This window comes from Pseudomonas sp. DWP2-2, assembly GCF_049897065.1.
GTDB classification, from domain to species: Bacteria; Pseudomonadota; Gammaproteobacteria; order Pseudomonadales; family Pseudomonadaceae; genus Aquipseudomonas; species Aquipseudomonas paracarnis.
This window is the reverse complement of record NZ_JAFCVN010000013.1, coordinates 124480-137342: the sequence shown is the minus strand read 5'-3', so window position 1 is coordinate 137342 and position 12863 is coordinate 124480. Positions and strand designations below refer to the sequence as shown.

The following is a 12863-nucleotide window of genomic DNA, read 5'->3' as shown; positions in this document are numbered from 1 at the left end:
GACAAGCTGCGCCACTACAGCTCCGACATTTTCTTTACATGCACTTTCCGAACCGATCAAGCCCGCCACTTCGGTTGTTAACGATGCGTGCTGTTCGCCGTCTGGAGTGGGTGGCCCAAGCGCGTGTGCACCCAAAGTGTTATCAGCCGCTGCCAGCGACACGACTCGCTTCAGTAGTTTCCGGATTGGACAAATGTGCTGTCCTACCGAGCAAGGGATGATTGAAGGCAAGCTTGCGAAGATGGGCGGAATTCAGAAACTGGAATTCAACATGATGAACCGCACTTTAGGTGTCTGGCACGAACTGCCGGACACCTTAGGTATTGAAGCGGTGGTGTCATCGCTTGGCATGCACGCTGAACCGCTGACTGCTGAGGGCAAGGTAGCGAACGCGGATACACCGCAAGCCCAGTCTGACGTTGCATCACCGCGTAAAAGCAGTTGGTGGCCACTAGCGCTGTCCGGTGTTGCAGCGGTAGGCGCGGAAGTCTTGCACTTCACCCAGTCAGCCCCGGAATGGGTGATTGCTGCCGTCGCCTTATTCGCCATCACACTCTGCGGGCCCACGACGTACAAGAAAGGTTGGATCTCGCTTAAAAACCTTAACCTGAACATCAATGCCTTGATGAGCATTGCGGTGACGGGAGCAGTGCTGATCGGACAGTGGCCAGAAGCGGCGATGGTCATGTTTTTGTTTACCGTTGCCGAATTGGTCGAGGCCAAGTCGCTGGATCGTGCGCGCAATGCGATCAAGGGTCTGATGGACTTGACCCCGGAGCGCGCAACCGTGCGCCAGTCAGACGGCAGCTGGCTGGAAGTCGATGTGAAAACCGTCGAGATCGGTTCCTTGGTTCGAGTACGCCCCGGCGAACGTATCGGCCTGGATGGCGATGTCGCCTCCGGCAACTCTACCGTCAACCAGGCACCTATCACGGGCGAGAGCCTGCCCATCGAGAAAACTGTCGATGATCCTGTGTATGCCGGCTCCATCAATGGGTCGGGGTCCTTCGAGTACCGCGTGACGGCTGAGGCTAGCAACACGACGCTGGCTCGGATCATTCATGCAGTTGAAGAAGCCCAAGGTTCGAGGGCCCCGATCCAACGGGTCGTCGATAAGTTCGCCAAGGTCTACACGCCGGCGGTGTTCTTCTTCGCCGTCGCTATTGCGGTAGTACCGCCACTGCTTATGGGCGGATTATGGACTGACTGGATCTATCGAGCGTTGGTGCTTCTGGTAGTAGCCTGTCCTTGCGCGCTGGTGATCTCGACCCCAGTCACCATTGTAAGTGGCCTGGCGGCGGCGGCGCGAAAGGGCATCCTGATCAAGGGGGGGGTGTACCTGGAAAACGGTCGCAAGATCACCCATCTGGCCCTGGATAAAACCGGGACAATTACCCACGGCAAACCTGTACAAACCGATTTCCTGCCCTTGGCTGATGGAGTTCCCGGAGATTATCGCATTGCCGCCGCGAGCCTTGCCCAACGCTCGGATCATCCGGTTTCGCAGGCCATTGCCAAACAAACGGCCCAGCAATCGTTGCATTTGCGCGAAGTGGAAAACTTTGAAGCGCTACTGGGTCGCGGCGTCCGCGGCGTAATTGAGGGCAAGCGCTACCAATTGGGTAACCACCGTTTGTTGGAAGAGTTGGGGTTCTGCACGCCGGACACCGAGGTAGCCCTGGACCACCTTGAGCGGCAAGGGAAAACTGTAGTCATTCTGTCCGATGACACACGGGCGCTGGCATTGTTTGCAGTCGCCGATACGGTAAAGGACACCAGCCGGGTCGCAATCGAGGAACTTCACGCATTAGGTGTGAAGACGTTGATGTTGACGGGTGACAACCCACATACCGCACAGGCGATCGCCACGCAGGTAGGCATCGACGAGGCCAAAGGCAACCTCCTGCCGATCGATAAGCTTAAAGCCATCGAAGCCTTGATCGAACATCATGGCACCGTCGGTATGGTGGGCGATGGCATAAACGATGCCCCGGCGCTTGCTCGATCCGATGTAGGCTTCGCCATGGGCGCTGCTGGCACCGACACGGCGATCGAGACCGCTGACGTGGCAATCATGGACGATGATTTGCGTAAAATTCCTGCATTTATTCGCCTATCCCGCCAGACCGGAGCGGTGCTTACGCAAAATATTGCGCTCGCGCTGGGCATTAAAGTCATCTTCTTAGCCGTCACGCTCACCGGCCATGCCACGATGTGGATGGCTGTATTCGCGGATATGGGGGTGAGCCTGTTAGTCGTCCTGAATGGCCTGCGCTTGCTGCGTAATTGAGATGGACTTGAACCACCAGTTGCGAGCGGCTATCGACGAATCCTTTCTGAATGCCAGGCATGCCTTGGGGGCAAATTCCCCTCAGCGGGCTTATCCGTGGCTGGAAAGGGCTCACGTCCTTACTCAGCGAATCCCTCCGCTCCATGCTTACAGCCATTGGCTAATGTTTCTGGCTGGTTGGGAGGAGAGGGACTTTCGAGAGATGCTTGGTCAAGCGGCGCGCATTCCGGCTGCTTTACTGTTCTCCAAGATTTGGGTGCCTGAGGGTAATAACGGCCGGGCAAGAGTCAGCGCCTTTCAACCGATGCCGCTATCAGATGAACTGAAACGGTTACTACGGGACAGCCAATGAACACCTACTCAATGACCACTCGTGCTCCGATGCCTGGGCTTTGGTGGGGAATCGCAGCTACCTTGGCGTTGATCGATCAGGGGCTGAAGTTCACTATCGAGCACCTCTATGAGCTGGGCACCTCGGTCGCCGTAAGCTCATTCTTCAACATAGTGCATGCCCGTAATACTGGCGCCGCGTTCAGCTTCTTGGCTGACGCTGGAGGCTGGCAGCGTTACTTTTTTGTTGTCATTGCGCTGGCCGTAGCATTGACGCTCATGGTGATACTTCGACGGCAACGTCCCTGGAGCGAAGCCTTGGGCTATTGTCTCGTCTTGGGTGGTGCCGTGGGAAATCTCATCGATCGATCTGTACGAGGTTTTGTCGTGGACTATCTGGATTTTCACTATCAAGTCTGGCACTGGCCAGCGTTCAATGTCGCGGATATCGCCATCGTTGGCGGAGTATCGCTTTTATTGATCACGGGCGTAATAAGCCCAGCTCCCTCAAGTAAGCGCTGACGATGGAGCGCCACCTTCCAGTTGGGTCCGTCAGGTGGTCTGGTCGCGCATGGCTAACGACTGGGCTGGCGGTCTTCGCTGGCCGTGCTGGTCATCAGGATTGGCATCACCATCAGGCTCATCAGATAACGATAGGTCTGGACGCGCCCATAACAGTTGAGTGCCTGCAAAGTCAGCACACCGAGTTCGCAGTGTTTATTCCTGCCGGAGTTCGGCATCGAATCAGCGGAGCCCTCATTGTTTCAATCTACTTAGATGTTTTGGCAGAAGAGGCTCAGGTTTTGCCGAAGAGTATGTGGCCGACTTCAATCGAGATCGCTCCTGCTGACGCCGCAGAAATTGCGAACTCCCTGACGGGAGGCACGGGAGACACTCGGTTCGCAGTGCGAAAAGCTCTACAGATAGGTGATGTACTTCCCGCCGAAGATCAGCGCCTCGCGGTAGTCAGCACGGCCATTTACCAGGGTAAGGTACGACGCGAAGAGTTGGCCACATTGGTCCACCTGTCCCCAACTCGATTCTCGCATTGGTTCGTGGAGCAGACGGGTTTGCCGCTGCGTAGCTATGCGAAGTGGCTAAGGCTGACCCAGGCAGTTCGGTATCTGGCGTGCGGGCAACCTATCACCACTGCCGCTCACGAGTCAGGATTCTCCGACTCTGCCCACTTCTCCAGAACCTTTCGCTCGCTGTTGGGTATAGATCCCTCATCGGCGCTCGCCGAGGTGAACCTGCACGAAGCGAGTGTCTCGCGAGCTTTGCGGCCTTAGCTACAGGCCGCTTGCCGATTCGAATAGTTAAGCTTTCAGCGCCAGGATTCGACGTGCGCCGTTCAGAACGATCAGGCCAACAACCGTACCAATCACCAAGTCTGGGTACGAAGACCCTGTCCACGCGACCAATGCCCCCGCAGCGATTACGCCAACGTTCGCAATCACATCGTTGGCTGAGAAAATCCAACTTGCTTTCATGTGGGCGCCACCTTCGCGGTGGCGATAGATCAGCCAAAGGCAAGTGACGTTCGCCACCAGCGCGACGGCGCCTATCCCCATCATCAACATTGACTCGGGTTCGCTGCCATAGAGAAAGCGTCGAGCAACTTCAAAAAGCACACCCAAGGCTAAAATGATCTGAAACATACCCGCCAAATGCGCCGCGCGTACCTGCATCCCCGCGCTGCGACCGACCGCATACAGAGCCAGCCCGTAAACGGCCGCATCAGCAAACATGTCCAGCGAGTCGGCAATCAGCCCAGTCGATTGAGCAATGAGGCCAGCACCCATTTCGGCGACAAACATCGCGCCATTGATGCCGAGCAAGATTTTTAGAGTGCCGGCTTCCTTTGAAGCATTCAGCTCTTCACTGGCACTGTTAGACGATATGGACTCAGGGCTGACGGGCTGCGTACCCAGGAGCGTTGCTCCCAAGCCAAGTGACTCCAGCTTGATAGCAATCTGATCTACGGGCCCTTCGTGAAATACACTTACCTGTCTACCGGATAGATCAAAAGATAATGAAGCAATCTCGTGCAAGCCATTCAGTGCGAGTCTGATCATCCTTTCTTCGGAAGGACAGTCCATTTTTGGCACCGAAAACTTACTGATCCAGGTCCCTTCATTCAATGGTTTTGCTGCTGCTTCTGGGCCAGTCGAAGCCGGGCCGCAGCCACAGGATTTGTCACAAGAACTAATGGACAGCTCCTCCAAATGCACTCAATCCTTTCGATTACAAACCTTCTAGCCGCTATAAGGTCAAGCGGGAATGCTGATTCCTCGATTGTAGCTCTTTCATTCAATTCAAACGCCAGCCTCTAACATATCGTCGTCGCTTCCTACAGGAGGTGAGAGATGATTGTTATTTTCCGATACGCCATACGCTGGATGAGCTATCCGCTCATATTTGGTGGCAGCGCTGCCTTCATGATCTGGGCGCTATACACCGGCATTCCGCCATGGCCGACTACACTCCTGATCGCCATGGTGAGCTTGTTCGCGATTGCCGGATTGGAACGAGTCCAACCTTTTCGTAGGTCTTGGCTCGAAGATCATCAAGACACCACCACCGACGTATTGCATATGCTGGTCAACCTTTCCGTCATTCAGTTCACTGCTGAAGTCGTCGCCAAGCTTGGCGATGCGGTGCCGGCATCAGTTCGTCTTTTTCCCAGCGAGAGTCCCCTCTGGTTACAGCTGGCTCTGGTCGCAACCGTCCTCGATTTAAGCCTGTATGTCATGCATCGCATCAGCCATCGGGTGCATTGGCTGTGGCGTATGCACATGATTCATCACAGCGCGGATAGACTGTATTGGATGAACGGGGAGCGCAGACATCCTCTACATGCGGCGCTAATGGCCGGGCCGGGATTGGTGGTTCTGCTCGCATCAGGGGCGCCGTCTTTGGTTGTCGCAACTTGGTTTAGCATCTTGACCGTCCACTTGGCCTTCCAGCATTCAAACCTGGATTACTCGCTGGGTTGGTTGCGCAACGTGATGGCAGTCGCGGAGACACATCGCTGGCACCATAAGCAAGAGTTCGAGGATGCCCAAGTAAATTTTGGGGAGTTCTTCCTTTTATGGGATCACCTATTTGGAACCTTTTATGATGGAGCAGACAAGCTCGGTGATGCACAGGTAGGGCTGCAAGAGCGGGACTATCCGACTGGGTATCGAGCGCAGCTGATCGCGCCGTTTAGGCGCAAGCTTCCCGAACGTACCGTCGGTAGTGATCACTCGGCGAATTAGGGGATGGGTAGTGCGAGCCCACCAAAGAGGATAAATTGTTCGGTGTGAACGCCTATGTTCTACACATAATGTCGGCTTAATTCCCTTCATGTGTTATCGCCTATGTCGGACTCCGACGCGAGTTGTTGGTGACACGAGTTCAATTGTAAGAGCCATTTGCAGCGACTACACTCCAGCCCATGACACGCTATCTGCGGTTTTGCCTCATCTTCATGATCAGCTTGGCGCTTCCCCTCAGCGGGATGGCGGGTGTTCAGGCACCGACAGAACCGTGTCCAATGAAGACGATGGGCATGGCGATGATGGACGACATGGGGATGGACTGCTGCAACGATATGAAAAGCCCTTCCGAGCACGGCAAACCTTGCAAGCCGGGCCAGGAATGCAAGACGGGCGGCATGTTGCAAGTCTCGATTCTCAAGCCTCCAATAACCGTGTTCAGCCCCGTAGTGCTTTCCTTCTCCAGCGATTCCCTACCCGTACAAACCCCATCCGGGGTATGGCGCCCCCCTCGCGTTTGAATCCTGTCCCACATTGAGCCTCATTCCCCATTAGCGGGATGGACTAGCTGCGCGCATGTTTTTTGACGCGAGCAGTGGATTTTCACAGGAATTTAAATATGAACTCCAAGTGCTATTGCACAGTTTGGTCCCTGGTGGCCGGTCTGGCGGCAAGCGTACTGGCTTTGCCGAGCTTCGCTGCCGCGTTGACACTCGATGAGGCGTTGCGGCTGGCCGAAAACAATGCACCGTCGCTGACCGCACAAGACGCCAAAATTCAGGCTGCCAGCAGTGCAGCCATCCCTGCCGGTGAGCTGCCTGACCCCAAGCTGCTGCTGGGTGTGCAAAACTTCCCGATTGGCGGTCCGGATCGCTGGAGCATCGACCAGGACTTCATGACCATGCAAATGGTCGGGGTCAGGCAAGAAATGCCCAACAGCAACAAACGCAAAGCGCGCATTGAAGTTGCCGATGCAGCTGTTGATCGCGCCGCTGCGGAGCGTCGAGTCGAACGTCTGAAAGTACGCCAGTCCACGGCTTTGGCCTGGATCAGCAGCTACTCGGTTGAGCGCAAAGATGTGCTGTTCCAAGACTTCTACAAAGAAAACCGCCTGCTGAGCGATACCGTCCGAGCCCAGATTGCCGGTGGCCGCGCTCAACCCGCTGATGCGGTGACACCCAAGCAGGAAGCGGTTCAACTGGCGGAGCAACAGGACAATCTGATTCTCCAAAGAGCACAGGCCCGAGCGGCCCTCAAACGCTGGATTGGTTCCGCAGCCAACGACAAGCCTGTGGGCAGCCTACCTGAATGGCCTGTCGAAGCCTCAAGCTACGCCCATAAACTGCAACACCATCCCGAGTTGGCCGCATTTGCGCCGATGACCCGTGAAGCGCAAGCCAAAGTTAATGAAGCGGTGTCGGAGAAACAGTCGGACTGGAGCTGGGAACTGGATTACCAGCGCCGAGGCCGTGAGTTCGGCGATATGGTCAGCGTGCAATTTTCCTGGGATCTGCCGCTGTTTCCTGACTCCCGCCAAAACCCCAAAATTGCAGCCAAACAGGCTGAACTCAGTCAGCTTGAAGCCGAGCGCGAAGCCCTATCTCGCGAGCACACCCAGCAACTGGAAAACGAACTCGCTGACTATGAGCGCCTGAATCGTGCTGTGCGCCGCAACCAGGAAAGCCTGTTGCCGCTGGCCAAGGAAAAGGTCGAACTCAGCATGGCCAGTTATCGCTCGGGCAAAGGCGATTTAAACGCCGTTGTTGCCGCCCGGCGTGAACTCATAGAGGCCCGCCTTAAACAGATCGACGTGGAAGAGCAGCAAGCGCTGACCAGTGCGCGTCTGTATTTTGCTTATGGGGAGTCCAGCCAATGATCCTTAAAAAAGGAAACGTGGCATTGCTGTTAGGCATCTCGCTGGCACTCGGTATTGCCGGTGGTTACTGGTTCGCGCATCAACGCATGAGTGGAGTACCAAATACAGCCTCGGAGCAGAGCCTCAATTCAACGGGTGAACGCAAAGCGCTCTATTGGTACGACCCCATGTACCCGCAGCAAAAGTTCGATAAGCCAGGTAAGTCCCCCTTCATGGACATGCAACTGGTCCCCCAATACGCCGGCGGCGCAGGGGACCGAGCGAGCGTCAGCATCGATCCAAGTCTGACCCAGAATCTTGGACTGCGTTTTGCGACTGTCACCCGTGGGATCTTTGATTCCAGCCTCGAAGTAACCGGTGTCTTGGTGTTCAACGAACGTGATGTCGCTGTGATTCAGGCACGCACCACAGGCTTTGTGGAGCGGGTCTATGCCCATGCTCCCGGTGATGTGCTCAAAGCCAACTCGGCGTTGGCGGATATCCTGGTGCCGGAATGGGCCGCTGCTCAGACAGAGTTCCTTGCCCTGAAACGCAACGGGGATGCCGCCCTGTTGGATGCGGCACGCCAGCGTCTACGGCTCACAGGGATGCCGGCAGCGCTGATTACTCAGGTAGAGCGTGGCGGTAAGGTTCAGCCGTACTTGACGCTTACCAGTCCCATTGCCGGTGTGCTGCAAGAGTTGAACGTACGTGCGGGTATGACCGTGGCGACCGGCGACACCCTTGCACGCGTTAATGGCTTGAGTAGTGTCTGGCTAGCGGCGGCCGTACCAGAATTGGATGCCGGATCGATCGCCGTGGGACAGGCAGTCGAAGCGCGTCTGCCAGCCTTCCCTGGGACAATACTCAAAGGCAATGTCAGCGCGATTTTGCCCGAGACCAATCCAGACAGCCGCACTCTTCGCGTACGAGTCGAGTTACCCAATCCGGACGGACGCCTCAGACCGGGTTTGACGGCGCAGGTACGCCTAAATCGTTCGACCGAGCAAAGTGTGTTGTGGGTGCCCAGCGAGGCCGTCATTCGCACGGGCCGACGTGCCTTGGTGATGCTCGCCGAAGATGCTGGCCGCTACCGTCCCGTGGCGGTGCAGCTCGGGCAGGAAAGCGATGGCAAGATAGCGATAGTGAAAGGTCTGGAAGAAGGCCAGAAGGTGGTTACCTCTGGCCAGTTCCTGCTCGACTCGGAGGCCAGCCTTAAGGGCATCGTTGCAAGCTCAGAGGAAGAGTCACCACCCAGCGCAGCAGCCTCCAGCTTTCATGAAGCGGATGGGCAGATCGTCGAGATCAACGACAAAGAAGTCACTCTCGCCCATGGCCCTTTCAAAACGCTGGGCATGCCCGGCATGACGATGACGTTCCCACTCTCCAACCCAGCGTTGATGCAGGGTCTGAAAACGGGCGATAAGGTTCGGGTCGCGGTGAGTCAGACCGACGATGGCTTGCGTGTTGAGCGCCTGGATAAATCGGGGAGCCAGCCATGATTGCTGCCCTGATTCGTTGGTCAGTGGCCAACCGATTCCTGGTGCTACTGGCGACGCTGTTCGTCACCGCTTGGGGCATCTGGTCGGTGCAGAGCACGCCCATCGATGCGCTACCTGATCTCTCCGATGTGCAGGTGATCATCCGCACCCCTTATCCGGGACAAGCGCCGCAGATTGTCGAAAACCAGGTGACCTACCCGTTGGCTACCACCATGCTCTCGGTGCCGGGAGCCAAGGCGGTACGTGGTTATTCCTTCTTTGGTGACAGCTTCGTGTACGTGCTGTTCGAAGACGGCACTGACTTGTACTGGGCCCGCTCGCGGGTGTTGGAATACCTGAGTCAGATACAAAGTCGGTTACCGGCCAGCGCCAAGCCGGCATTGGGGCCGGATGCGACGGGCGTGGGCTGGATCTATCAGTACGCACTGGTGGACCGCAGTGGCGGACATGATCTGGCGCAACTTCGCGCACTTCAGGACTGGTTCCTTAAGTTTGAACTCAAGACTCTACCCAACGTTGCGGAAGTGGCCACGGTGGGTGGCATGGTCAAGCAGTACCAAGTGCAGCTCGATCCGCTCAAACTGGCCAGCCTCGATATCACTCAGGCTGAGGTAACCGAGGCTATCGGCAAGGCCAATCAGGAAACTGGTGGCGCGGTGCTGGAGATGGCAGAGACCGAGTTCATCGTGCGTGCTTCCGGCTACTTGAAGACGCTCAATGACTTTCGGGCGATCCCGCTGAAGCTGGGCTCGGGCGGTGTGCCGGTGACCCTTGGCGATGTCGCCACGATTCAGTTGGGACCGGAAATGCGGCGTGGCATTACTGAACTCGACGGCGAAGGCGAGACTGTCGGCGGCGTGGTGATATTGCGCAGCGGCAAGAACGCTCGCGAGACCATTGCGGCAGTCAAAACCAAACTCGACGAACTGAAAAGCAGCCTGCCGGCCGGGGTCGAAATCGTCACCACCTATGACCGCAGCAAGCTGATCGACCGCGCTGTGGAAAATCTCAGCCACAAGCTCATCGAAGAGTTCATCGTCGTCGCGTTGGTGTGTGGGATCTTCCTCTGGCACCTGCGCTCATCCCTAGTGGCTATCATCTCCTTGCCTGTTGGTGTGTTGATTGCCTTCATCGTCATGCGTTACCAGGGCATCAACGCCAACATTATGTCCTTGGGCGGGATAGCCATCGCCATCGGCGCCATGGTCGACGCCGCCGTGGTGATGATCGAGAACGCCCACAAGAAGATTGAGGCGTGGCACGCGGCCAATCCGGGGGAAGAACTGAAGGGTGAGCGTCATTGGCACGTAATGACCGAAGCGGCGGCAGAGGTAGGCCCAGCGCTGTTCTTCTGTTTATTGATCATCACTCTGTCGTTCATTCCGGTTTTCACGCTGGAAGCTCAGGAAGGACGGCTGTTCGGCCCTTTGGCTTTCACCAAGACCTACGCCATGGCCGCAGCGGCGGGATTGTCAGTGACCTTGGTGCCGGTGCTGATGGGCTACTGGATTCGAGGACGAATTCCCAGTGAACAACAGAACCCGTTGAACCGGTGGTTGATTCGGATCTATCAGCCAGCCCTGGACACAGTCTTGCGTCGACCAAAGATCACGCTGCTGGTGGCGGTATTGGTTTTTGCCAGTGCGCTATGGCCAATGTCTCGCTTGGGTGGCGAGTTTCTCCCCCCGTTGGACGAGGGCGACCTGCTCTATATGCCTTCAGCTCTGCCGGGACTGTCGGCGCAGAAAGCGGCACAACTGCTGCAACAGACTGACCGCCTGATCAAGACCGTGCCAGAGGTCGAACACGTCTTCGGTAAGGCCGGACGTGCGGAAACCGCCACCGACCCGGCACCGCTGGAAATGTTCGAGACCACCATCCAGTTCAAGCCGCACGAGCAATGGCGTCCAGGCATGACCCAGGAAAAATTAGTGGAAGAACTGGATCGAGTGGTACGAGTCCCTGGGCTGACGAATATCTGGATACCACCGATTCGTAACCGTATCGACATGCTGGCTACGGGGATTAAGAGTCCCATCGGAGTGAAAGTTGCGGGCGCCAACCTGACGGAAATCGATGCGGCCACCCAGGCGGTTGAGCGAGTGGCCAAGGGCGTACCCGGTGTCAGTTCGGCTCTGGCCGAGCGACTGACCGGTGGTCGCTATATCGATGTCGATATCGACCGCAAAGCCGCCGCTCGCTACGGACTGAACATCGCCGATGTGCAGTCGATCGTGGCCGGCGCTATCGGCGGTGAAAATGTCGGTGAGACCATTGAAGGGCTCGCACGCTTCCCGATCAACGTGCGTTACCCACGGGAGTGGCGTGACTCGCTCGGTTCCTTGGAGCAATTGCCGATCTATACCCCGCTAGGTAACCAGATCACCCTAGGCACGGTGGCGAAAGTAAAAGTCACGGACGGTCCACCGATGCTCAAAAGCGAGAACGCACGACCCTCTGGTTGGGTGTATATCGACGTGCGTGGCCGGGACATTGCCTCAGTGGTCGCCGATCTACGCCGGGTCGTCAATGAGCAGGTCAAGTTGCAGCCCGGCATGAGTCTGAGTTACTCAGGGCAGTTCGAATTTCTAGAGCGGGCCAACGCACGACTCAAGCTGGTGGTGCCTGCCACGCTGTTGATCATCTTCGTGTTGCTCTACCTGACGTTTGCCCGCTTCGATGAGGCATTGCTGATCATGGCCACTCTGCCATTCGCTCTCACGGGTGGGGCATGGTTCCTCTATCTATTGGGATTCAACTTGTCAGTCGCGACCGGGGTCGGTTTTATCGCCTTGGCCGGTGTTTCCGCCGAATTTGGCGTAATCATGCTGCTCTACCTGAAGAACGCCTGGGCCGAACGTGAAGACCTCGGCGACAACACTGAGCACGGGCTGGTGGCGGCCATTCGTGAAGGCGCTGTGCAGCGCGTTCGACCCAAGGCCATGACCGTGGCGGTCATCATTGCCGGCCTGTTACCCATCTTGTTGGGCAGCGGTACTGGTAGCGAAGTGATGAGCCGTATCGCCGCGCCTATGGTTGGCGGCATGGTCACGGCACCCTTGCTTTCCCTGTTTGTCATTCCGGCAGCCTATCGCCTGATGCGTCGCCGGCACCTCTTAGTTGAACCTATCAACCATCAAGGAAAAATCGTATGAAACTGACCCTGATTGCAGTTGCAAGCACCGTCGTTACGCTGTCCCTTTCTGCCTTGGCAGAGGACATGCCGGGTATGAAAATGGACGGTATGGAGGGCATGCAGATGAAGCAAGACGCAAAGCAAGCTCCAGTAGCCAAAGCGGAGGGCACAATCAAGGCTATTAACTCCGAGAAGCACACTGTGACTATCGCGCATGGCGCTGTGCCGGCGGTGCAGTGGCCGCCTATGACCATGGCTTTTTCCGCCACGACGGACCAATTGACGGGGCTAAGCGCTGGAGATCAGGTGACTTTCGAATTCAGATCTGAGGGCGCGAAAGCCACGGTTGTGTCCATTAAAAAGGTGAAATAAGCACGAGACGGATTGGCCCTCCCACATGATGTAGGTACGAAGGGGGGCTCCGCGTCTGTTTGATTTTGGTGTTAACCAACCGCGATCAAGCTAAACCGGCGCGACTTGAAGCTGATCA

At 56.7% G+C, this 12863-nt stretch carries 11 protein-coding genes; 10 read left to right on the top strand and 1 reads right to left on the bottom strand.

Going from position 1 to position 12863, the window contains the following annotated elements; translation table 11 throughout:
* Positions 1 to 217: 217 nt before the first annotated feature.
* Genes ACP7CZ_RS23165 through ACP7CZ_RS23150 form a run of 4 tightly spaced genes read left to right on the top strand, consistent with a single transcriptional unit; the run spans position 218 to position 3909 of the window.
* Positions 218 to 2290 carry a heavy metal translocating P-type ATPase gene (locus ACP7CZ_RS23165; RefSeq protein WP_426175197.1) on the top strand — a complete coding sequence of 691 codons (2073 nt, stop codon included), beginning with the start codon at positions 218 to 220 and terminating at the stop codon, positions 2288 to 2290.
* A 7-nt stretch (positions 2291 to 2297) separates the two neighbouring features.
* Positions 2298 to 2642 carry a DUF3703 domain-containing protein gene (locus tag ACP7CZ_RS23160; protein WP_294167149.1) on the top strand — a complete coding sequence of 115 codons (345 nt, stop codon included), beginning with the start codon at positions 2298 to 2300 and terminating at the stop codon, positions 2640 to 2642.
* Positions 2639 to 3142 (top strand): signal peptidase II, encoded by a 504-nt coding sequence (gene lspA, locus ACP7CZ_RS23155; protein ID WP_294167152.1) that lies wholly within the window; start codon positions 2639 to 2641, stop codon positions 3140 to 3142. Before ACP7CZ_RS23160 ends, lspA begins: the two co-directional genes overlap by 4 nt.
* Positions 3143 to 3144: 2 nt before the next feature.
* Positions 3145 to 3909, top strand: a complete 765-nt coding sequence (locus ACP7CZ_RS23150; RefSeq protein ID WP_426175194.1) for an AraC family transcriptional regulator — start codon at positions 3145 to 3147, stop codon at positions 3907 to 3909.
* Between the two features lie 27 nt (positions 3910 to 3936).
* Here ACP7CZ_RS23150 and ACP7CZ_RS23145 read toward each other — a convergent pair whose 3' ends face one another.
* Positions 3937 to 4830, bottom strand: coding sequence for a cation transporter (locus ACP7CZ_RS23145; protein ID WP_426175210.1), 894 nt, complete (start codon positions 4828 to 4830; stop codon positions 3937 to 3939).
* Positions 4831 to 4986: 156 nt separating this feature from the next.
* Here ACP7CZ_RS23145 and ACP7CZ_RS23140 point away from each other — a divergent pair, with 156 nt between their 5' ends.
* From ACP7CZ_RS23140 to ACP7CZ_RS23115, 6 genes are all read left to right on the top strand, one after another.
* The gene (locus ACP7CZ_RS23140; RefSeq protein WP_294167165.1) at positions 4987 to 5880 is read left to right on the top strand and encodes a sterol desaturase family protein; all 894 of its coding nucleotides are present in this window, start codon (positions 4987 to 4989) and stop codon (positions 5878 to 5880) included.
* Positions 5881 to 6059: 179 nt separating this feature from the next.
* Positions 6060 to 6401, top strand: a complete 342-nt coding sequence (locus ACP7CZ_RS23135) for a hypothetical protein (RefSeq protein ID WP_294167168.1) — start codon at positions 6060 to 6062, stop codon at positions 6399 to 6401.
* A 98-nt stretch (positions 6402 to 6499) separates the two neighbouring features.
* Complete coding sequence (locus ACP7CZ_RS23130) at positions 6500 to 7756, top strand: TolC family protein (RefSeq protein ID WP_294167175.1); 1257 nt, start codon at positions 6500 to 6502, stop codon at positions 7754 to 7756.
* Positions 7753 to 9237 carry an efflux RND transporter periplasmic adaptor subunit gene (locus ACP7CZ_RS23125; protein WP_294167178.1) on the top strand — a complete coding sequence of 495 codons (1485 nt, stop codon included), beginning with the start codon at positions 7753 to 7755 and terminating at the stop codon, positions 9235 to 9237. The genes ACP7CZ_RS23130 and ACP7CZ_RS23125 overlap by 4 nt, the downstream gene beginning before the upstream one ends.
* The gene (locus ACP7CZ_RS23120) at positions 9234 to 12392 is read left to right on the top strand and encodes an efflux RND transporter permease subunit (protein WP_294167181.1); all 3159 of its coding nucleotides are present in this window, start codon (positions 9234 to 9236) and stop codon (positions 12390 to 12392) included. Before ACP7CZ_RS23125 ends, ACP7CZ_RS23120 begins: the two co-directional genes overlap by 4 nt.
* Entirely contained in the window at positions 12389 to 12745 is a 357-nt protein-coding gene (locus tag ACP7CZ_RS23115) for a copper-binding protein (protein WP_294167184.1), read from the top strand. Before ACP7CZ_RS23120 ends, ACP7CZ_RS23115 begins: the two co-directional genes overlap by 4 nt.
* The last annotated feature ends 118 nt before the right edge of the window (positions 12746 to 12863 follow it).

Excerpts from the sequence above, each read along its gene's own strand:
- ACP7CZ_RS23130 (WP_294167175.1), top strand. The coding sequence starts at position 6,500 with ATGAACTCCAAGTGCTATTGCACAGTTTGGTCCCTGGTGGCCGGTCTG.
- ACP7CZ_RS23135 (WP_294167168.1), top strand. The coding sequence starts at position 6,060 with ATGACACGCTATCTGCGGTTTTGCCTCATCTTCATGATCAGCTTGGCG.
- ACP7CZ_RS23140 (WP_294167165.1), top strand. The coding sequence starts at position 4,987 with ATGATTGTTATTTTCCGATACGCCATACGCTGGATGAGCTATCCGCTC.
- ACP7CZ_RS23115 (WP_294167184.1), top strand. The coding sequence starts at position 12,389 with ATGAAACTGACCCTGATTGCAGTTGCAAGCACCGTCGTTACGCTGTCC.
- lspA (WP_294167152.1), top strand. The coding sequence starts at position 2,639 with ATGAACACCTACTCAATGACCACTCGTGCTCCGATGCCTGGGCTTTGG.
- ACP7CZ_RS23120 (WP_294167181.1), top strand. The coding sequence starts at position 9,234 with ATGATTGCTGCCCTGATTCGTTGGTCAGTGGCCAACCGATTCCTGGTG.
- ACP7CZ_RS23150 (WP_426175194.1), top strand. The coding sequence starts at position 3,145 with ATGGAGCGCCACCTTCCAGTTGGGTCCGTCAGGTGGTCTGGTCGCGCA.
- ACP7CZ_RS23125 (WP_294167178.1), top strand. The coding sequence starts at position 7,753 with ATGATCCTTAAAAAAGGAAACGTGGCATTGCTGTTAGGCATCTCGCTG.
- ACP7CZ_RS23165 (WP_426175197.1), top strand. The coding sequence starts at position 218 with ATGATTGAAGGCAAGCTTGCGAAGATGGGCGGAATTCAGAAACTGGAA.